At 43.9% G+C, this 19298-nt stretch carries 15 protein-coding genes and 1 pseudogene; 6 read left to right on the top strand and 10 right to left on the bottom strand.

Translation table 11 applies throughout. The annotated features are described in order from the left end of the window. Positions 1–17 precede the first annotated feature (17 nt). Positions 18–1073: pseudogene (locus L2748_RS10985) on the bottom strand (alpha/beta hydrolase). A 789-nt stretch (positions 1074–1862) separates the two neighbouring features. On the opposite strand from L2748_RS10985, the gene L2748_RS10980 reads away from it, so the two are divergent. The 6 genes from L2748_RS10980 (at position 1863) to trpA (ending at position 8700) form a co-directional block, all read left to right on the top strand. Beyond that, positions 1863–3446, top strand: coding sequence for an anthranilate synthase component 1 (locus L2748_RS10980; protein ID WP_220782331.1), 1584 nt, complete (start codon positions 1863–1865; stop codon positions 3444–3446). Further along, complete coding sequence (locus L2748_RS10975; RefSeq protein ID WP_220782332.1) at positions 3443–4057, top strand: aminodeoxychorismate/anthranilate synthase component II; 615 nt, start codon at positions 3443–3445, stop codon at positions 4055–4057. The genes L2748_RS10980 and L2748_RS10975 overlap by 4 nt, the downstream gene beginning before the upstream one ends. Positions 4058–4061: 4 nt before the next feature. Then, entirely contained in the window at positions 4062–5120 is a 1059-nt protein-coding gene (trpD, locus tag L2748_RS10970; RefSeq protein ID WP_220782333.1) for an anthranilate phosphoribosyltransferase, read from the top strand. 1 nt (position 5121) lies between these two features. Beyond that, positions 5122–6549, top strand: a complete 1428-nt coding sequence (gene trpCF, locus L2748_RS10965) for a bifunctional indole-3-glycerol-phosphate synthase TrpC/phosphoribosylanthranilate isomerase TrpF (RefSeq protein ID WP_220782334.1) — start codon at positions 5122–5124, stop codon at positions 6547–6549. A 119-nt stretch (positions 6550–6668) separates the two neighbouring features. Beyond that, a complete protein-coding gene (gene trpB / locus L2748_RS10960; RefSeq protein ID WP_220782335.1) occupies positions 6669–7880 on the top strand; it encodes a tryptophan synthase subunit beta in 1212 nt (403 codons plus the stop codon). A gap of 10 nt (positions 7881–7890) precedes the next feature. Beyond that, positions 7891–8700, top strand: a complete 810-nt coding sequence (gene trpA / locus L2748_RS10955; RefSeq protein ID WP_220782336.1) for a tryptophan synthase subunit alpha — start codon at positions 7891–7893, stop codon at positions 8698–8700. Positions 8701–8850: 150 nt separating this feature from the next. Here the strand turns inward: trpA and L2748_RS10950 are convergent, their stop codons facing one another. The 9 genes from L2748_RS10950 to L2748_RS10910 all read right to left on the bottom strand — a co-directional run bounded on the left by L2748_RS10950 (position 8851) and on the right by L2748_RS10910 (position 18875). Further along, positions 8851–10656, bottom strand: a complete 1806-nt coding sequence (locus tag L2748_RS10950; RefSeq protein ID WP_220782337.1) for an aryl-sulfate sulfotransferase — start codon at positions 10654–10656, stop codon at positions 8851–8853. A 351-nt stretch (positions 10657–11007) separates the two neighbouring features. Next, positions 11008–11316: a hypothetical protein gene (locus tag L2748_RS10945; RefSeq protein WP_246616217.1), complete on the bottom strand. Its 309-nt coding sequence runs from the start codon at positions 11314–11316 to the stop codon at positions 11008–11010. 176 nt (positions 11317–11492) lie between these two features. Further along, the gene (locus tag L2748_RS10940; protein ID WP_220782339.1) at positions 11493–12248 is read right to left on the bottom strand and encodes a putative porin; all 756 of its coding nucleotides are present in this window, start codon (positions 12246–12248) and stop codon (positions 11493–11495) included. Positions 12249–13019: 771 nt separating this feature from the next. Next, a complete protein-coding gene (nqrF, locus tag L2748_RS10935) occupies positions 13020–14237 on the bottom strand; it encodes an NADH:ubiquinone reductase (Na(+)-transporting) subunit F (protein ID WP_220782340.1) in 1218 nt (405 codons plus the stop codon). A gap of 55 nt (positions 14238–14292) precedes the next feature. After that, positions 14293–14901 (bottom strand): NADH:ubiquinone reductase (Na(+)-transporting) subunit E, encoded by a 609-nt coding sequence (gene nqrE, locus L2748_RS10930; protein ID WP_220782341.1) that lies wholly within the window; start codon positions 14899–14901, stop codon positions 14293–14295. 8 nt (positions 14902–14909) lie between these two features. Continuing rightward, the gene (locus L2748_RS10925; protein WP_220782342.1) at positions 14910–15533 is read right to left on the bottom strand and encodes an NADH:ubiquinone reductase (Na(+)-transporting) subunit D; all 624 of its coding nucleotides are present in this window, start codon (positions 15531–15533) and stop codon (positions 14910–14912) included. Between the two features lie 3 nt (positions 15534–15536). Next, positions 15537–16310: a Na(+)-translocating NADH-quinone reductase subunit C gene (locus L2748_RS10920; protein ID WP_220782343.1), complete on the bottom strand. Its 774-nt coding sequence runs from the start codon at positions 16308–16310 to the stop codon at positions 15537–15539. Continuing rightward, positions 16300–17514, bottom strand: a complete 1215-nt coding sequence (locus L2748_RS10915; protein WP_220782344.1) for an NADH:ubiquinone reductase (Na(+)-transporting) subunit B — start codon at positions 17512–17514, stop codon at positions 16300–16302. The genes L2748_RS10920 and L2748_RS10915 overlap by 11 nt, the downstream gene beginning before the upstream one ends. Then, positions 17514–18875, bottom strand: coding sequence for a Na(+)-translocating NADH-quinone reductase subunit A (locus L2748_RS10910; RefSeq protein ID WP_220782345.1), 1362 nt, complete (start codon positions 18873–18875; stop codon positions 17514–17516). The genes L2748_RS10915 and L2748_RS10910 overlap by 1 nt, the downstream gene beginning before the upstream one ends. Positions 18876–19298 lie beyond the last annotated feature (423 nt).

The raw sequence follows: 19298 nt of genomic DNA, 5'->3' as shown, positions 1-19298 counted from the left end.
TGCCTTTTCTTTTAACACTACGAGTTATCACACCTCAAATTCTCATTATCTTGATTACAGATCTCATCCAAGACTAACTGCCCAGCAGGCACATAATTATTTGCCTGCAAATAGTCAGCAATTTCAAATAATGAATTGATGCCCGCAGGGCTTTGTGCGATAGCAAAGGCAATATGTTTCTTTAATGCCTGCTTAGATTTTGGCGCTTCACTAACAGCATAATGCGCCACAAGTTTTTGTAACGTCGAATTAGGTACATCGACTTGAAATCCAAATTTGTCGGACAAGTCTTTATAGTGCTTTGAAAGCGCGTCAATCCCCGAGACTTTAATCTCATACGAAGGTTGCCAACCAGTGAATGTCGTTTGTAACGCAAACTGCATTGAAGCATGCTTTGTGGTGCGGTGAGATTCGTTAGGAAATATTTTAAACACATAAGACTTATCTGAAATTTCTGATAGTCTTTTCTGCAAAGCAGCAAATGGTGCTTGCATATGCTCACCTTCGCTAGCCATTGTCACTAATAGAGGTCGAGCTTGTTGTAAATCTGCTAATGCCGTTTTCTCAAGCTGCTCCACAATATAACCATCATCGAGTGAGGGGCTAAATGCAAAATATTGTGAGAAGTCTGCATGCTTATTGAGCCAGTTATCCAATACAAAACGTCCAGAGTTTGAATGACCAGATAAGATGCTATAAGACGACGTTCGATAATGTTTCTGGATATAGGGTTTAAGTTCCTCAGATAAAAACTTCGCTAAAGGCGTCACCTGTCCAGCATTAGGACTAAGCTATTTGCCCCGGCTTTCGATACCGACAACGATAAAATTAGGCACTTGTTCAGCCAATAAATCAATCACCGATAACGCTGACAGCATATCCCACTGAGCATGCAACAGATACAACACTGGATAAGTCCCCTCTGAATCATGATAGTGTTCTGGCAGCTTTATCAGCATATTTCTATCTTCAGCCAATACTGCTGACTTCAACTTTGCTTGTTTAGCTAGAACCAAATCATCAGCCAATAAAAGCGGTGAAAAAAGTAATAAACTTAGAATGAACCCTCTCATTTTACACTCTCCTTGTGGTGTGAATTTAATTAGTCAAATGTACTCGTCATAACTTAACTCTGAATCCATCATGCAGAATCTAGATTAGCTTAAGCTAATGCAACTTTACTCGCTGTGAACATACTGTAAATGCAACAATTAAGCTACACATAGACAGCCAACGAGAGTTCATTCAAGCTTACCAATATAGCAATAGTGCTAAAGCTCACAAAGATGGCAATAAAACCCCATAGAGCAAGTACAATTTTCAATCACAACGCTTATATCACGCTTAATTGTTGCTCAGCCTGTAGTCATAGGCAGCTATTTCCAGCAAGGTTCATAATATTTACAAGTTAAATTTTTAGTGAATTCCACTCAAATTTAAGGGGAAAATCAATTTATTAATTGTTTTTGGTCGACCCGTTCATTTATTTGATGAAGATCATTCAAAAACAACAATATTCGATTGACAGATTTGTCTCGTAAATGTTTTTATATACCCACTAAAACAAACAAGTGAATTTCAAATGACACAGTTTACAACTTTCCAAAACATTAATTGGTGGTGTCACTTCCCAACTTAGCGGGTGGTGTGGAACTGTGTACTCAAAATATTGAGACAAGATTCAACAAAAAAGCCCGCACATGTTGCGGGCTTTCTTGTATCTAACTTTTAAATAGCGAGAAACGACAAGCCCAAGGCAGCGGGGAATGACCAATCAAATCTTCTAGTTAAGCCGGTTGGTATAAGATAAAGTGAGATAAAACAATGAATAATGCGTCACCCTACAAGGCAGGAGCATCAAAATGACTACTGAGACTATCGCTAGAGTCGTCACTCAAAAACAGCAGTTGGCTTATCACGATGATCCGCTACGCTTATATCAGCATGTGACTCAAGATGCGCCTCATACTATGCTGCTGGAATCTGCTGAAATAGACAGCAAAGACCACTTAAAAAGCATCGTCTTAACTCATGCGGCGATGAAGATCCGTTGTGATGGCTACCAGCTTACGTTTGACGCCTTAACAGATAACGGTCAAGCCCTGCTTTTACCTATAAAATCTTTCTTCGAAAAAGATTTTCCAGCTACAGAAATAAATCAATCTGATACAGCGAACTTAAGCCTTACGTTACACAAAGATGCTAGCCAGCTTGATGAAGATGCACGTTTAAAATCAACCTCACCACTCGATGGTTTAAGACTGTTAGTGAAGCACATTCGCTGTGATGAAAGCCCTGAGTTTGAAGACCTGTTTTTAGGCGGCGTATTGGCTTATGATCTTATCGATACAGTAGAGCCACTACCAAGCGTACCAGAGGGTGATAACACCTGCCCTGATTACCTGTTTTATCTAGCAGAAACCCTTATTCTTGTTGATCATCAGCAGCAAAGTGCTGAAATTGTTACCCACCAGTTTGTACAACCAGCGCAAAGCCCACTTGATAGCGTTAGCGTGTCACTGGCTCAGCGTATGGCTGAGTTACAACAAGCTTGCCAGTCATTACCGCTGGTAGCAGAACTCATCAGCATTGATGCCGACACCCAAGTTAATATTTCAGACAATGATTTTAAAAGTACCGTCATTGATCTCAAACAGCACATTATTGCTGGCGATATTTTTCAAGTCGTACCATCGCGCAGCTTTAGCCTACCTTGCCCAAACACGTTAGGTGCTTACCGCGCATTAAGACTGACAAATCCTAGTCCTTACATGTTTTACTTTCGCGGTGATGACTTCACCTTATTTGGCGCATCGCCAGAAAGTGCGCTCAAATATGAAGCACAAACCAATCAAGTCGAGATCTACCCAATTGCCGGCACCCGCAAGCGCGGCAAAACTGCCAGCGGTGAAATTGATTTTGATCTTGATAGCCGCAATGAGCTTGAGCTGCGCTTAGATAAGAAAGAGCTATCAGAGCACATCATGCTGGTCGATCTTGCCCGTAACGATATCGCTCGCATTAGCCAAAGTGGTACCCGTAAAGTACCAGAGCTTTTAAAAGTCGATAGATATAGCCATGTGATGCACCTTGTTAGCCGTGTTACCGGTCAGCTTCGCAACGATTTAGATGCTCTGCACGCCTACCAAGCTTGCATGAACATGGGCACCTTAACTGGCGCGCCAAAAGTTAGCGCAGCCCAGCTTATTCGCGGCGCTGAAAAGACTCGTCGCGGCAGTTACGGCGGAGCGGTCGGTTACTTAAATGGCCTAGGCGATATGGATACCTGTATTGTTATCCGATCCGCTTTTGTCAAAGAGGGAACCGCCTTTATTCAAGCGGGTGCAGGCGTGGTGTTCGACTCAGATCCACAAGCAGAAGCAGACGAAACTCGTCAAAAGGCACAAGCGGTTATTTCAGCGATTAAAATGGGAGGTGGACGATGAAAATCTATCTACTGGATAACTTCGACTCATTCACCTACAACCTAGTGGATCAGTTCAGAAGCTTAGGCTATGAAGTGGTGATTTACCGTAACGATGTAGACGCCGACTTTATTGCCAGCAAGCTATTAAACGAAACCGTACCTACAGCATTAGTATTATCTCCAGGACCTGGCGCGCCCCATGAAGCAGGTTCATTAATGGCCTTAATTGAATGTGTCGCTGGTAAAGTACCTATGCTAGGTATATGCCTTGGGCACCAAGCTTTAGTTGAGCATTATGGCGGTAAAGTTGAGCGTGCAGACCAAGTGGTGCACGGTAAGGCTAGCCCGACTTACCACAACGGTGAGGATATCTTTAGCGGCTTACCCTCACCGCTGCCTGTAGCCCGTTATCACAGCTTAGTGGCGACCAAAGTACCTGATTGTTTAGAAGTGATTGCCACCACAGAAGAGATGCCAATGGCGATTATTCACCGCCAAGATAAAGCGGTTGGCTTTCAGTTTCATCCCGAGTCAATTTTAACGACTTTAGGTAGCCAACTATTAGTACAAAGCTTAGATTATTTAGCGCACGCATTGAAGCAAAGCGGCCAGCATAACGATAAAGGATAAGATAATGACTCAAACAGAAATCAAACCGACTGCAGCCCTTATCGAAACACTTTATCAGGGCGATAGCTTAACGCGAGCACAAGCGAAAGCGCTATTTAGCCAAATTATTCAAGGCGAGATGAATGAAGTCACCATGGCGGGTATGCTCGTTGCGATGAAGATGCGCGGTGAAACCATTGATGAAATTTCAGGTGCAGCAGATGCACTACGCGCAGCTGCTAAAGCCTTCCCGACGCCGAGTGAAGCAACCGTCAAACAAGGTATTGTCGATATAGTTGGTACAGGTGGCGATGGTCACAACACCATTAATATCTCAACCACTGCTGCGTTTGTCGCAGCGGCTGCAGGCGCAAAGGTTGCTAAACACGGCAACCGCAGCGTATCGAGTAAATCTGGATCATCTGACTTATTAGCGCAATTTGGTATCGATTTAACTATGGCACCAGAAACGGCGCGTGACTGCTTAGATGAGCTAGGTCTGTGCTTCTTGTTTGCGCCGCACTATCACGGCGGCGTGGCTCATGCAGTACCTGTTCGCCAAGCACTAAAAACTCGCACTCTATTTAATGTATTAGGGCCACTGATTAACCCGTCTCGCCCTGACTTTATGTTACTTGGTGTATATAGCCCAGAACTCGTTGCCCCTATTGCTGAGGTCGTAAAAGCCCTTGGTATTAAGCGCGCCATGGTGGTGCACGGTAGCGGCCTTGATGAAGTCGCGCTGCATGGCGACACTTTAGTCAATGAGCTAAAAGATGGCGCTATCATCGAATATACGATTACCCCTGCCATGCTTGGCGTAACAGAAGCAAAACTAACAGATTTAGAAGGCGGCGCACCGGATGAAAATGCCGCGTACACTCGCGCTATTTTACAAGGTACAGGTCAAAGCGCTCACATGAACGCCGTTGCCATCAATGCTGGCTGTGCGCTTTATGTAGCAGGCGTTTGCGATGATATTAAATCAGGCACAGCGTTAGCACTCGAGACCATAAACAGCGGTAAAGCCTACCAATTATTGACCCTGCTTAGCGACGCTAGCCAAGCCGGTAAAGGAGCTTAATGTGAGCACGGATTTAAGAGATGCACCCGCGGTAAAAGAAAGTAACGTATTAACAAAAATTGTTGATACCAAGGCTGCACATATTGATTCATTAAAACAGCGCTTTCCTGAAGCCACATTAACACCTAAGGTCTCAGACAGAAGCTTATTTGATGCCCTTAAAGCGCCCAATGCAGGCTTTATTTTAGAGTGTAAAAAAGCCAGTCCATCAAAAGGGCTTATCCGTGATGTGTTTGATGTCGATGCCATTGCCGATGTTTATAACCACTACGCGGCGGGTATTTCGGTATTAACTGATGAACAGTTCTTCCAAGGTGATATGGATTATATCCCGCGTGTACGTGCTCGCGTCACTCAGCCTATTTTGTGTAAAGACTTTTTCGTTGATGAATACCAAGTTAAGTTAGCTGCTCATCAAGGCGCCGATGCAATATTGTTAATGCTTTCTGTACTCGATGATAATCGCTACCAAGCACTAGCCACCGAAGCGGCTAAGTATCAACTCGATATCTTAACTGAGGTCAGTAATGAAGCTGAGCTGACTCGCGCCATTGCACTTAACGCAAAAATCATCGGCATTAATAATCGTAATCTTCGCGATCTATCGACAGACCTTGCTACCACAGAGGAACTTGCACCGCATATTCCGGCAGACAGAGTGGTGATTAGCGAATCAGGCATTTATAACCAAGCCCAAGTTCGCCGTTTAGCGCCATTAGTCGATGGCTTCTTAGTTGGCAGCTCGTTAATGGCAGAAGATGATTTAGACCTTGCTTGCCGTACATTAACCTTTGGCCACAACAAGATCTGCGGCCTAACTCGCCTTGAAGATATGCAAGCCGCAGCCAAAGCTGGCGCAGTCTACGGCGGCCTTATCTTTGCGAAGAAATCTCCGCGTGCGGTAACGCCAGAGCAAGCACTAGAGTTAGTCACAGAGCTTAACAACAGCGGCACTAAACTCAATTTGGTTGGCGTATTTGTGAATGAGACCACCGATGTGATTGCCCAACTCGCAGTGGAGTTAAACCTTTATGCGGTGCAATTGCACGGTAATGAAACCGCACTAGAAATCGATGCGTTAAGAGCCATTTTTGCAGAGCTTAAGTGCCAAACTCAAATCTGGAAAGCCGTTGCTGTCAGCCTTGATAATAATGACTCAGTGATAATCCCAGAGGGGATAGACCGCGTAGTATTTGATAGCAAGTCTGCTGGCCAATTTGGTGGTACAGGCCAAGCTTTTGACTGGCAAACTGTACTCCCCAATAAAGAGACGGCATTACTTGCTGGAGGGTTAAGCCCAGACAATGCCCTCGATGCTGCCGCCCAAGGATTTTATGGCTTAGATTTTAACTCAGGCCTTGAGCAAAGCCCTGGCATTAAAGATCCAAGTAAAATTAGCGCAGCGTTTAAGCTTTTGCGTCAGCACTAAGCTAATCAGAACTGAAGCAAACAGAACTTAAGCAAGCAGAACTGAAGTGAACGCAAACAGAATTATCACCACAGGCAAAGCCCCTGTGGCCACAAATTGAAAAGAAATAGGACAAGAACATGAGCAAGTTAAACCCATACTTTGGGGAATACGGTGGTATGTACGTACCACAAATCTTAATGCCTGCACTTAAGCAGCTTGAAAGCGCTTTTATTGAAGCCCAACAAGATGAAAGCTTTCAACAGGAGTTTACCGAGCTATTAAAGAACTATGCTGGCCGTCCAACGGCGTTGACTTTAACCCGTAATTTAAGCCCTAACCCACTGGCTAAAATTTACCTAAAGCGTGAAGACTTACTGCACGGCGGCGCTCACAAGACTAACCAGGTACTAGGTCAGGCATTACTCGCCAAGCGTATGGGTAAAAAAGAAATCATTGCAGAAACTGGTGCCGGTCAACATGGCGTAGCAACTGCCCTTGCCTGCGCATTACTTGGTCTTAAATGTAAAGTGTACATGGGCGCAAAAGATGTTGAGCGTCAATCACCAAACGTATTTAGAATGAAACTCATGGGTGCTGAGGTTATTCCGGTCACTTCAGGCTCATCCACCCTAAAAGATGCCTGTAACGAAGCCATGCGCGACTGGTCTGGTAGCTATGATAAAGCCCACTACCTACTTGGTACGGCTGCGGGTCCACACCCGTTCCCAACGATTGTGCGTGAGTTCCAACGTATGATTGGTGAAGAAACCAAAGCGCAAATTCTTGAGCGTGAAGGTCGTCTTCCTGACGCGGTTATCGCTTGCGTGGGCGGTGGATCTAACGCCATTGGTATGTTTGCCGACTTTATCGATGATGAAGAAGTGGCATTGATTGGTGTAGAACCTGCGGGTAAAGGTATTGATACCCCAATGCACGGCGCGCCACTAAAGCATGGTAAAACCGGTATTTTCTTTGGTATGAAAGCGCCGCTAATGCAAGATGTTGAAGGGCAAATCGAGGAATCTTACTCAGTGTCTGCTGGTCTTGATTTCCCATCGGTTGGGCCGCAGCACGCGCACCTTGCCGCCACTGGCCGCGCGACTTACGAGTCAGCCACTGATGATGAAGCATTAGAAGCATTCCAGCTGCTGGCACGCTGTGAGGGGATTATTCCAGCGCTTGAGTCTGCTCACGCCTTAGCTTACGCAGTAAAACTTGCCAAAGAGGCAACCAAAGAAACTCTATTAGTGGTTAATCTGTCGGGCCGCGGCGACAAAGATATCTTCACGGTTGCGGACATTCTTGAGCAACAAGAAGTTGAGCAACAAACTAACAAGCAAAACAACTAGGAGAGTGGCAATGAGTCAACGTTACCAGGCAGCCTTTGCCGCCCTAAATGAAAAAAACCAAGGCGCATTTGTGCCATTCGTGACCTTAGGTGATCCGTCACCAGAATTATCACTAAAAATCATCGACACCTTAGTTGCAAACGGCGCCGATGCCCTAGAGCTAGGCTTTCCATTTTCAGACCCTCTAGCCGATGGTCCTGTTATTCAAGGCGCTAATTTACGCTCTTTGGCCGCCGGTACCACACCAAGTCAGTGCTTTGAGATGCTAGCGAGCATTCGTGCTAAATACCCTGAGCTACCGATTGGCCTATTACTGTACGCTAATCTCGTGTTCGCGAATGGTGTTGATGCATTTTACGCAAAATGCCAAACCGCCGGTGTCGACTCGGTATTGATTGCCGATGTGCCAGTGGAAGAAGCTGCGCCGTTTATCGAGTCAGCTAAAGCGCATGGTGTGTGCCCTATCTTTATCGCGCCACCAAATGCCGACAGCGATACCTTAAAGTTAGTTAGCGAAAAAGGCGAAGGTTACACCTACTTGTTATCGCGCGCAGGTGTAACAGGCACAGAGTCAAAAGCGGGTATGCCAATCACCGATATTCTTAATCGTCTGAAAGAGTTTAATGGCGCGCCGCCACTATTAGGTTTTGGTATTGCCGAACCCGCTCAAGTCAAAGAGGCAATTGATGCTGGCGCTGCTGGCGCAATTTCAGGTTCTGCTGTGGTTAAAATTATTGAAGCCAATAAAAACAACGAAGCCGCGCTATTAAGCGCCCTTGCGGAATTTACCCGTAATATGAAAGCGGCAACCGCACGTTAGTTAATAGCCGAGCTACAGATACAAAAATAGCGCCTTAATGGCGCTATTTTTATTGGTGGGTTCGATTCTGCAACCGATTACTTCAGCACTGAATCACTTTAGCATCTCACTGTTATTTCAACATATCACTGTTATTTCAACATATCACTGTTATTTCAACATCTCATTGACGCGAATAACCTGAGCGCGGTAACCCGTCGCAAACATATCATGGCTGTCGATATTGATGCGAACAGCAGGCTTAGTTTCGCCGTATCTGTGCTCAACTAAGATAGATTGTACCTTACCCGTAGTGTCATCCATCTTTAAGTTACCGTAACCACCACCTAAACCAAACAGACCGGCAGAAGCGAAGTAGCTCATCATACTGTCTTTATCCGCTTGGTATTTAACGATAGATGTCACTGGCGAATAGCCTTCATAGCCCAGTTCATCCTTACCGTATTCCCAAACTTGCTGCACAGTCATATTTTGCTCATCGATTTTATACTCAACTGAGCGAGAGTACTTTTCGTTGGCAAACATCGGCTGACCTAAATCACGACCATCACCGTTATCAAACACAGTCAAGGTCCCCTTTTCTGGCACCAAATACGCTGTGTGTGATGTCCAGCTAAAGTCAAAACCTTTATCCTGACATGCGCCTTTCTCGTTACACCAAATTGGTTCACCGTCAGCCGTGATAGGCTTAAGTAGCTTGTCTTGGAACTTGTCGCTCCAGCCCTTACTGGCACTTAAAATCCACTTCACTTGCTTGTCGCGGCCAATTTTAAACACAGCAGACTGATGACGCGAACTCAAAATGATGCTGTCATCTGTTGGATCATATTCAATCGAGTTAACATGCGCCCAGTTACGACCCGTAGCAACGCCATGAATATCGCCATATGGTGCTTTCGCTAAATCTTCTTCTGTGGTTTGATGACCCGCATCGTCAAGGTTAATGTTTAAACACACTGCGCCCGCATCAAGGGATAACAGCGCTGCATCGCGCATAGGATCTAAGATGGTGTTTAAGTCCCAGTAATCAACTAACTTACCAGTGTTATCCACTTCAATAATCTGATCGCGCACGGTATTCACCAAGCGGCCATCAGCGGTGCGGTAATCTTTAGCCGCTGCGCGAATAAATACGTTACCGTTAGCGCCTTCAATGCCCTCATGGGAGGCATCAATAAAGTTACCCGGTAAGTTGTGCTCAGAGATCATTCGCCCCATGATCGACATCTTTTTCCAGCCTTGGCCCTGCACCCACACCATGTTGCCGTCTTTAGTGACGTTCATCCCCATAGCGTAACCTGCATTGTCGTAGGTTTTGGCGTCATGAGTGGTATAAGGATTCATATACCAGCGAATATCACCCGCGGTATCGATAATGAAAAATCCTGGCTTACCATCCCAAGAAAAAGCGCCTGGAGCATCGGAGTTGTTGTGCATCAGTGGCGCAGCTTTACCGTCGGCATTGGTCCAGTTAACAAAGTACAGTCTGTCTTTAAAGTCAGCATCGACGTGCTCAACTTCAACAATTGGTGCTTTCGCCCACTGACTTTCAGAAAAGCCCATGTCGATATCTGGCGTCAGCATTTGATAATCGTGAGATTTACGCTCTCCGTTCTCGATCCACTTCACGGTAAACTTATTCATAAATGCTGGATACAGACCAAAAATCGGTACGCCGCCTTCATCCATCACCCGCATATCATCAACCTGATAAGTCAGGCTTACACCATCGGCATCATTAGCATGCACAGTGACTTCTACGCCCGAAATAGTATGACCCGCTAAAGTGACTAGAGCAGTAAGTGGTGCATTTTCATATGGGTTATGAATGATATAACCTAATGGAGCCCCTGCTACAGGTTTAGGTTTCATGCCATCGATAGAAGCAAAGGTTTGTGCTGAGCACAAACTTAAAGACAAGGCTAACGCCGAAAGAAGCAAAGCTGGTTTAGACATTGAAAATTAACTCAACAGTACGGAAACTGAGGCGGATTATAATCAGCTAATACAAAAAAAACTGTCAGAGAATTAACACTATAGTGACTATATTTTGAGTTTGATTAGCCGATCACGGTTTAACGCTTTTGTTTGCACTGGCTGCAACTTTTACAGTAACTGATGGTCTTTAACGGCGCTGCTTTAGCTGCAAGTCTACCTTTTTTATCTTGTGACGCTGCAATGATAAGCAGCAAACCATAAAAGTCTCATCGTGAGTAAACAGATAGAGTTGAGAATTCAAAGCCTGCAGGTCGCAAACAAGGAGAAAATAACTCAACTTCAATAACATTAAATGTAACGGCTCGGTTATTATTTATCTTTTCCGTTGTCGTTAACCGCAACGCCATACTTTTTGAAGTACCAAATCGCTAACGGGATTTCAATTAGCGCATAGATAACCAAAGTAAACCAAAACCAGTTCGTACTAAACAGCAGCAAACTGAATTCATAGTCAGAGCCCCAGTATTGAGTCCCCACTAGCGTAAATACAAATACTGAACATACGAGATCACACACTGACAACTTATTAAAATTACCCGCAGCAACTTTAGGGTAAATCGACAAATAACCCAATGCTAATGCCCCACCGACTAAAACGATGATTAACAACTCAGCCATCCCCATATTTTTCTATCTCCAGCTGGCTCACATCGATTTTAGATAGAACAAGCAATTTATTTAATCCTGCGCAATTTAAACATAAATAAGCAAGTTGAATAAAGACAATGATAATAAAGCATAAAAAAACGCAGCCATTAGGCTGCGCTCATCATATTGAATCAGTAGATAAGGACTTAGAATCGACCAGTCAAACCTAAACCTAAACCAACACCGTCGTAATCAGAATCAAGCATTTTCGCAACGTGGAAGTTTGCCGACAAATTGTCCGAAATACGCAGCCAATAAGCAGTACGAATGTCGAAACCATCATCAAAATCGCTATTTGTATAACCAGCCCCTACAGACCAAGCGTTATTGATATACCAGTCTGCACCAACATTTAGCACATCATCAAACTCGTTGTGCGTCCAACTTGCATTGAAATCGATACCAGCTGTAGATTGTAAAGCATAATAACTACGTACTTTTAAGCCATAGTTTTCTGTAAAGTTATCATCACCATCTTGATAAAATGCTGATACTGCAGAGCTATCGTTGAAGTAATAACCCACTTCAGCTCCATAAGTATTGAAGTCATAGTTTGCTACATCAAACTTTTGATAATTAGCACCAACGAACCAATTAGAATCAAAAACCAATGTACCATCAACACCATAACTATCAGTATCAGTAGGATCGAAGTTTTGATAGTTTGCACCGACATTTGATTCTTGAGCTAAGAATCCGTTCAACGCATAAGGTGTTTTACCTTGCTCAACACTTTTGAAGTAGTAACGATAGTTCGCGTTCCACAGACCATCACCAACTTCTTCTGAGTTAGTTGTATAACTCAGACCTGCTTCATGTTGATAGTTGTTATCTTGAACTGCAACAGCACTTGCACTTGAAAGACCTAATAGAATAGCTAAAGCAGTTGTTGATTTTCTCATCAATTTATTCCCTTATATTGTTGTTTAATGCTAAGAGAAGAAGATGTGCAGATAAAATATATGATAGGCATAAGTTGTCATTATGCGTCCTTGATATTACTCAGTATTTAATAACCTTAAACACTGCTGCTCTCCTAGCGCCGCAAACAATAATCCAAATAATTACAAAATGAAACACTAAAACACCAAAAAAATCACACAAGTACAGATTTTTACGCTATCGATACATTTTAAGATCATGTCCGTAACAACTCGTTTATTATTATCAAGTAATAGCAAAAAGCCTAAATATTAAATATATTCGAATATAAAAAACGCAGCGATTAAGCTGCGTAATTGTCTCAGAGTCTCGGTTCAATAAGTAGATCTAGCATCGCAATAACAGATGAATTCATGCTTGTGGGTGTAGGGTCACAGATTACTTTGACCCTACTCTAGTTCATTCTAGATTGAAAACTATCTATTAAGCGCTAGTCACCAAAGTCATCTAACAGAATATTTTCAGGCTCAACACCTAAGCTTTCTAGCATCACAATAGCTGATGAGTTCATGCTTGTGGGTGTAGGGCCACAGATTACTTTGACCCTACTCTAGTTCATTCTAGATTGAAAACCATCTAATAAGCGCTAGTCACCAAAGTCATCTAACAGAATATTCTCTGGCTCAACACCAAGGCTTTCTAGCATCGCGATGACTGATGAGTTCATGCTCGTGGGTGTAGGGCCACACATAACTTTGACCCTAGTTTAGCCCACTCACGGGTGATAGGTGTTAGTCACCAAAGTCATCTAACAGAATATTCTCTGGCTCAACACCTAAGCTTTCAAGCATGGCGATGACTGATGAATTCATAATAGGAGGTCCACACATATAGAACTCACAATCTTCTGGCGCTTTATGATTTTTAAGATAATTCTCATAAAGTACATTATGAATAAAGCCTGTGTAACCATCCCAGTTATCTTCTGGTAATGGATCAGACAATGCCACATGCCAAACAAAGTTATCGTTTTCTGCCGCTAACGTATCAAAGTCTTCTTGATAAAATACTTCGCGAGTTGAACGCGCGCCGTACCAGAAGCTCATCTTACGTTTGGTGTTAACACCTTTAAGCTGATTAAAGATGTGTGAACGCATTGGTGCCATACCGGCACCGCCACCAATAAACACCATTTCAGCGTCCGTTTCTTTAACAAAGAACTCACCAAATGGACCAGAGATAGTGACTTTATCACCCGCTTTTAGGTTGAAGATGTACGATGACATCTTACCTGGGGCAATATTGTCGCTTGGCGGCGTAGCAATACGCACGTTCAGCATGATACGGCCTTTCTCGTCTGGATAGTTCGCCATTGAGTATGCACGCAATACATCTTCGTCAACTTTTGACACTAACTTGAATAGGTCGTACTTTTCCCAATCGTCACGGTACTCAGCAGGAATATCAAAATCTGCATATTTGACTTCATGAGCAGGCGCTTCAATCTGAATATAACCACCAGCTTTAAACAGTACGTCTTCGCCTTCAGGTAATTTAAGCAATAACTCTTTAATAAAGGTCGCTTGGTTATTGTTAGAAATAACTTCACATTGCCACTTCTTAACGCCGAAGATCTCTTCTTCAACTTCAAGTTCCATATCGGTTTTTACCGATACCTGACACGCTAAGCGACAACCTTCTTTAGCTTCTTTCTTATTAATATGGTCACGCTCTGTGGCTAAGATCTCACCGCCGCCAGATTTGACCTTAACGCGACATTGACCACATGTACCACCGCCACCACAGGCTGATGGAATAAAGATATTTTTACCTGCTAACGCGCCTAAAAGCTTGTCACCCGCTTGGGTTGAAATACTTTTTTCAGGGTCGTCGTTAATACGGATATTCACATCACCCGTAGACACCAGTTTGCTCTTGGCGAATAAAATCACCATTACCAATATACTCACCACAAACGTGAACATACCGATACCAATTGCCATTTCCATCGAATCTACCTTTTGTTTAATTCGTTTTCATTAAGGTTTAAAAACTCAAACAGCCTTAAATAGAAATACCGGAGAAAGCCATAAAGCCTAACGCCATCAAGCCCGTGGTAATAAACACAATACCAATGCCTTGTAAGCCTTCAGGAATAGCATGGAACTTCATGCGCTCACGTAGACCCGCTAGCATCACAATCGCCATCGCCCAACCAAAGCCTGAACCCATTGCAAATACCGTTGACTCAGCAAGGTTATAGTCGCGGTTTGCCATAAAGATAACGCCCGCGAAAATCGCGCAGTTAACGGTTAGCAAAGGTAAGAAAATACCTAACGAGTCATACAGTGCAGGAATGTATTTATCTAAAAACATTTCCAAGATCTGCACTAAGGCTGCGATCACACCAATAAAGGTAATGAGCTGCAGGTAGCTTAAATCCAATGCAGGGTAACCCGCCCAAGCGAGTGCTCCTGGCGCCAGGATATTGGCGTAAATCAATTGGTTAAGTGGTACAGCTAAGGTCATCACCACAATAACGGCGATACCCAGACCAAAAGAGGTTGATACCTTTTTTGATACCGCTAAGAAGGTACACATGCCCATAAAGAACGACAGCGCCATGTTGTCGATAAACGCGGCTTGTACAAACAGATTAATATAATGTTCCATATCAGCCCTTAGCCTCGCTTACGTTGAATGACGTTAATTGACCAAATCATTAAGCCAATTAAGAAGAAGGCACTTGGAGGTAGTTTGAACATTTCGTTCGCAAGGTACCAACCGCCATTCTCAACCGTCTTTAGGATTTCATGACCAAATAGTGTGCCACTGCCCAGTAATTCACGAACAAACGCCACACCTAATAAAATTACGCCATAACCTAACGCGTTACCGACGGCATCTACCACGGCTAAATGCGGCGGATTTTTCATGGCAAATGCTTCTGCACGGCCCATGATGATACAGTTGGTAATAATCAAACCAACGAATACCGATAACTGACGTGATAGTTCATAGGCTACGTCTTGTAGCACCATATCAACCACAATCACCAGTGATGCAATCACCGTCATTTGCGCGATAATACGCACGCTATTTGGGATAAGTGAACGTATGCTTGAAATAATCAAGTTTGAGAACACCAGTACAAAGGTCACCGCTAGGGTCATCACCAATGCGGTTTGCATTGAGTTACTTACCGCCAACGCCGAACAAACACCCAACACCTGCATTGCTACTGGGTTATTAGCAAAAATTGGCCCTGTTAGCATTTCACGAGTCGAAATAGATTGAGTACTCATCCGTTATACCTCCGACGCTTTTAATTTTTTGAAGAAAGCTTCGAAACCTTCACTGCCAAACCAGAACTGAATCGAACGTTGTACGCCGCGTCCAGTCATGGTTGCGCCGCTCACAGCGTCAATACCGTGAATATCGTCTTCTTTAGCTCCACCTTTAACCACTTTAAAAGCAACTTTGCCTTTGTCGTCAAAGATCTGCTTGTTATGCCATTGGTTGGTCCACTCAGTATCGTTAAGGAAATCACCAATACCAGGGGTCTCACCGTGCTCATAAAACACAACGTTTTCGATGGTGTTCAAATCAGGTTTAAGCGCAACATAGCCGTAAACCATCGACCATAAGCCTTTACCGTAAATCGGTAACACTACGCTGGTTAACTTGCCGCTATCGTCAAAAACTTTAAACACACGCACTTGATTAGCACGGGTTTTGATTTTGGCTTTATCTTGCTTTTTCTCAAGCTTGATTGATGTTTCAGGGTTAATTGACGCCATGCGCGGGTCAAAATCCATCACAGTCGCATCACTAACGGCTTCACCCGTGTCGATTGAAACTAAAAGCGGCTTAACGTCTTTTTTGAACAAAGCTCTAAAGTCTTGACCGCTTAGATCAACATCAGCAGCAATCAGCACGTTACGCATCAACTCATCACGCTTCTTAACTAACTTGCGCTCTTTCAATACTTCGGCAGTACCTGTGATCATAAATGAGCACAATAGACATAAGGTCACCGTGAAAATCATGGTGCCCACAAAAGAATCTTTCTTAATTGCCATGGCGTTTTAGTCTCCGCTTGATGTTTGCTTTCGCCACCAGGTAATCGAAAATTGGTGCCCATAGGTTGGCAAATAAAATCGCCAGCATAATGCCTTCTGGCATTTTCGGGTTAACCACACGAATAAGCACTGTCATAAAACCAATCAGCAAACCGTAAGCCACTTTGCCTTTGCGAGTGTATGAAGTGGTTACCGGATCGGTTGCCATAAACATCATACCCAGAGCAAAACCACCGGTGACCAAGTGCCATGTCCAAGGCATTGCGAACATATCGTTTTTGCTTGAACCAATCACATTGAACATTGTGGCGGTTAAGATCATGCCAAACAGCACGCCAGCAACAATGCGCCAGTCAGCTAAACGGGTAAGAATAAGCAAGCCACCACCAATCAATAATGCCAGCGTACTGGTTTCACCAATCGCACCCACGGTAAAACCAAAGAACGCATTCCACCAGTTAGGGTCACTAAAGGCATTAAACCAAGCGTAATCAGCAAAGCTGACCTTGCCTGCCGCCGTTTGCATTAAGGTGGTTGCGCCAGAAAATCCATCAACCGCAACTAACTGACTTACCGCTGTCACCTGTGACGGGTAAGCAAAGTAGATAAAGGCTAAACCGGCTAACGCAGGGTTTAAGAAGTTGTAGCCCATGCCACCAAATACTTCTTTTGCCATGATCACGCCAAAGGTTATACCCATAGCCACCAGCCACAGCGGCGTTGATACAGGTAAAATCAGGGTGAACAATAATGCGGTAACAAAGAAACCTTCATGCAACTCTTGGCCACGCACCTTGGCAAATACCATTTCCCAAAACAGGCTAACCGCCAACGCAGTTAGGTAGATAGGTGCATAAAAGCTCAGACCATAAGCAAATAAACCCACAATACCGGTTTGTTCACTCAAGCCACCAAAGACAAAGTTAAAAATCGCTAGCTGCCAAACATCAGCGGTAGCTAAACCTGAAGCCACGGCAATTTGTGCTTGCAGGCCGATGTTGTACATACCAAACAAAATGGCTGGCAATAAACATAAGCCGACAATAGTCATGGTACGTTTAACATCAATGGCGTCACGAATATGGACTTTGCCTTGAGTGCTGCGGCCACGAGCAATCAGTAATGAACTTAAATAGCCCTTAACTGAACTGCCCGGCGCATAATAATCTTCTTGGATATCAGGCTTTTTATCTTGCTGACTCATTACCCTTCCCTCTCAATAATCTCTAAACAAGCACGTAACTCTTTACCGAAGTCGTACTTGCCAGGGCAAACAAACGTACACAGTGCTAAATCTTCTTCATCTAGCTCTAGTGCACCAAGTTGCTGCGCCTCATCCGTATCACGAACCACTAAGTCTCTAACGAGTAAGGTCGGTAAGATATCAAGTGGCATCACCCGATCAAGCTGACCAAATGCCATCATGGCGCGAGCTGAACCACCTGTGTGAGTGGTAAAATCAAATAGTTGCTTAGCGCCTTTTAAACGTGACGTTACCGCACGCGTAATAGAGAACTTTTGCGAACCACCACGTACCCAAGGAAGCACTTGATGTTTAGCATCTTCTTGCAACACACTAATTTGGTTATTAAAGCGACCTAAGAAATCATGAGGCCCTTTTGCAGTGTGACCCGATAATACTGAACCAGACACCACACGTGAATTGCCCTCTTTTAACTCGCCAGCAACCACTTCTGATAGCTTTGCCCCCGCTTGAACGCGGATAAGACGTGGATTAATCACATCAGGACCAGCTAACGCCACAACACGGTCGGTATAAAGCTCACCAGTTAAAAATAGTTTGCCGTAGGCAATAACGTCTTGATATCCAAGGTGCCACACAGGGCGCTCTAGACTTGCAGGTAAGACGAAATGAATATGGGTACCCACAATGCCCGCAGGATGCACACCCGCAAAGAAATGGTTGCTCACTTTGGCAAGATCGTGGCCAGGTAAAGACTCACCTGCCTCCTGACATAAATGTACTTTACCGTCGGTCAGTAGGCTTAGAATTTGTAAACCAGCGGCAAATGCTTCAGTTTGCTCAGCAATAACCAATCTAGGCTCAGCCGCCAATGGATTGGTATCCATTGCGCTTACAAAGATGCCAGCAGGCGATGTATTTAATTGAGGCACTTTAGAGAAAGGACGCGTACGTAATGCTGTCCAAAGGCCACTTTCTACTAACTTGGCTTGAACATCTTCTCGGCTTAACTCGTTAAACGCTTTGCAAGGTGCAAAGGTTTTAGGCGCATCATCATTGCATTCAATAACGATTGATTGGAATAGTCTGCGTTCGCCGCGGTTAATAGCAACGATCTTGCCACTCGCGGGAGCGGTATAAATGACACCGGGGGTTTTCTTGTCTTCAAAAAGCGCTTGGCCCTTTTGGACAATGTCACCCTCTTCAACCAGCATAGTTGGCTTTAAGCCAATATATTCTTCACCCAATAAGGCAACATGTGTCGATGACTTAGTGTCATTAATCACTTGTTTAGGTGCGCCGGCTATGGGCACATTTAAGCCCTTTTTGATTGTTATAACTTGGTTTGAGAAACCTGCCATCACTAAAATCAACCGTTAAAAGTTTGGATGCCCAATAGTAAATCTTTGTTAACTAATATTCCGAGTTAGACTTCACACTTTCCGGCCAAAATTGTAAGTTACCGACATAAAGTTACGCTATCGGCACCTTTTATGTGACATAGACATAGAACTGATTGAATAAATACCGCTTTATGTAGTTTTAATACGTAAATAGCGATATCCAGCAACCCAAGATTGCAGCAACAACTCACCAACAGAAATATATTAATTTAATTCTTTATTCAACAAACACTTAGCCATGTATCAGTCTCCTCCTAAACAAGGGTAGAGTCAGAGTTCACATTAGCATGACACAGGTCAAATAACGGATTTATCAGAACTATTGCTATAAAACGCCAATAACTTGAATTCTGTTCGATCAAACTCGGATTTTTTTGATGT

It is taken from the genome of Shewanella sairae (assembly GCF_023283535.1).
In the GTDB taxonomy this organism is placed as follows: Bacteria; Pseudomonadota; Gammaproteobacteria; order Enterobacterales; family Shewanellaceae; genus Shewanella; species Shewanella sairae.
The sequence above is the reverse complement of the archived record's forward strand: the minus strand, read 5'-3'. Positions and strand labels throughout refer to the sequence as shown.

What these genes read in the sequence shown, in the direction of transcription:
- L2748_RS10980 (WP_220782331.1), top strand. Translation starts at nt 1,863, where the DNA reads ATGACTACTGAGACTATCGCTAGAGTCGTCACTCAAAAACAGCAGTTG.
- L2748_RS10975 (WP_220782332.1), top strand. Translation starts at nt 3,443, where the DNA reads ATGAAAATCTATCTACTGGATAACTTCGACTCATTCACCTACAACCTA.
- trpD (WP_220782333.1), top strand. Translation starts at nt 4,062, where the DNA reads ATGACTCAAACAGAAATCAAACCGACTGCAGCCCTTATCGAAACACTT.
- trpB (WP_220782335.1), top strand. Translation starts at nt 6,669, where the DNA reads ATGAGCAAGTTAAACCCATACTTTGGGGAATACGGTGGTATGTACGTA.
- trpA (WP_220782336.1), top strand. Translation starts at nt 7,891, where the DNA reads ATGAGTCAACGTTACCAGGCAGCCTTTGCCGCCCTAAATGAAAAAAAC.
- L2748_RS10950 (WP_220782337.1), bottom strand. Translation starts at nt 10,656, where the DNA reads ATGTCTAAACCAGCTTTGCTTCTTTCGGCGTTAGCCTTGTCTTTAAGT.
- L2748_RS10945 (WP_246616217.1), bottom strand. Translation starts at nt 11,316, where the DNA reads ATGGCTGAGTTGTTAATCATCGTTTTAGTCGGTGGGGCATTAGCATTG.
- L2748_RS10940 (WP_220782339.1), bottom strand. Translation starts at nt 12,248, where the DNA reads ATGAGAAAATCAACAACTGCTTTAGCTATTCTATTAGGTCTTTCAAGT.
- nqrF (WP_220782340.1), bottom strand. Translation starts at nt 14,237, where the DNA reads ATGGAAATGGCAATTGGTATCGGTATGTTCACGTTTGTGGTGAGTATA.
- nqrE (WP_220782341.1), bottom strand. Translation starts at nt 14,901, where the DNA reads ATGGAACATTATATTAATCTGTTTGTACAAGCCGCGTTTATCGACAAC.
- L2748_RS10925 (WP_220782342.1), bottom strand. Translation starts at nt 15,533, where the DNA reads ATGAGTACTCAATCTATTTCGACTCGTGAAATGCTAACAGGGCCAATT.
- L2748_RS10920 (WP_220782343.1), bottom strand. Translation starts at nt 16,310, where the DNA reads ATGGCAATTAAGAAAGATTCTTTTGTGGGCACCATGATTTTCACGGTG.
- L2748_RS10915 (WP_220782344.1), bottom strand. Translation starts at nt 17,514, where the DNA reads ATGAGTCAGCAAGATAAAAAGCCTGATATCCAAGAAGATTATTATGCG.
- L2748_RS10910 (WP_220782345.1), bottom strand. Translation starts at nt 18,875, where the DNA reads ATGGCAGGTTTCTCAAACCAAGTTATAACAATCAAAAAGGGCTTAAAT.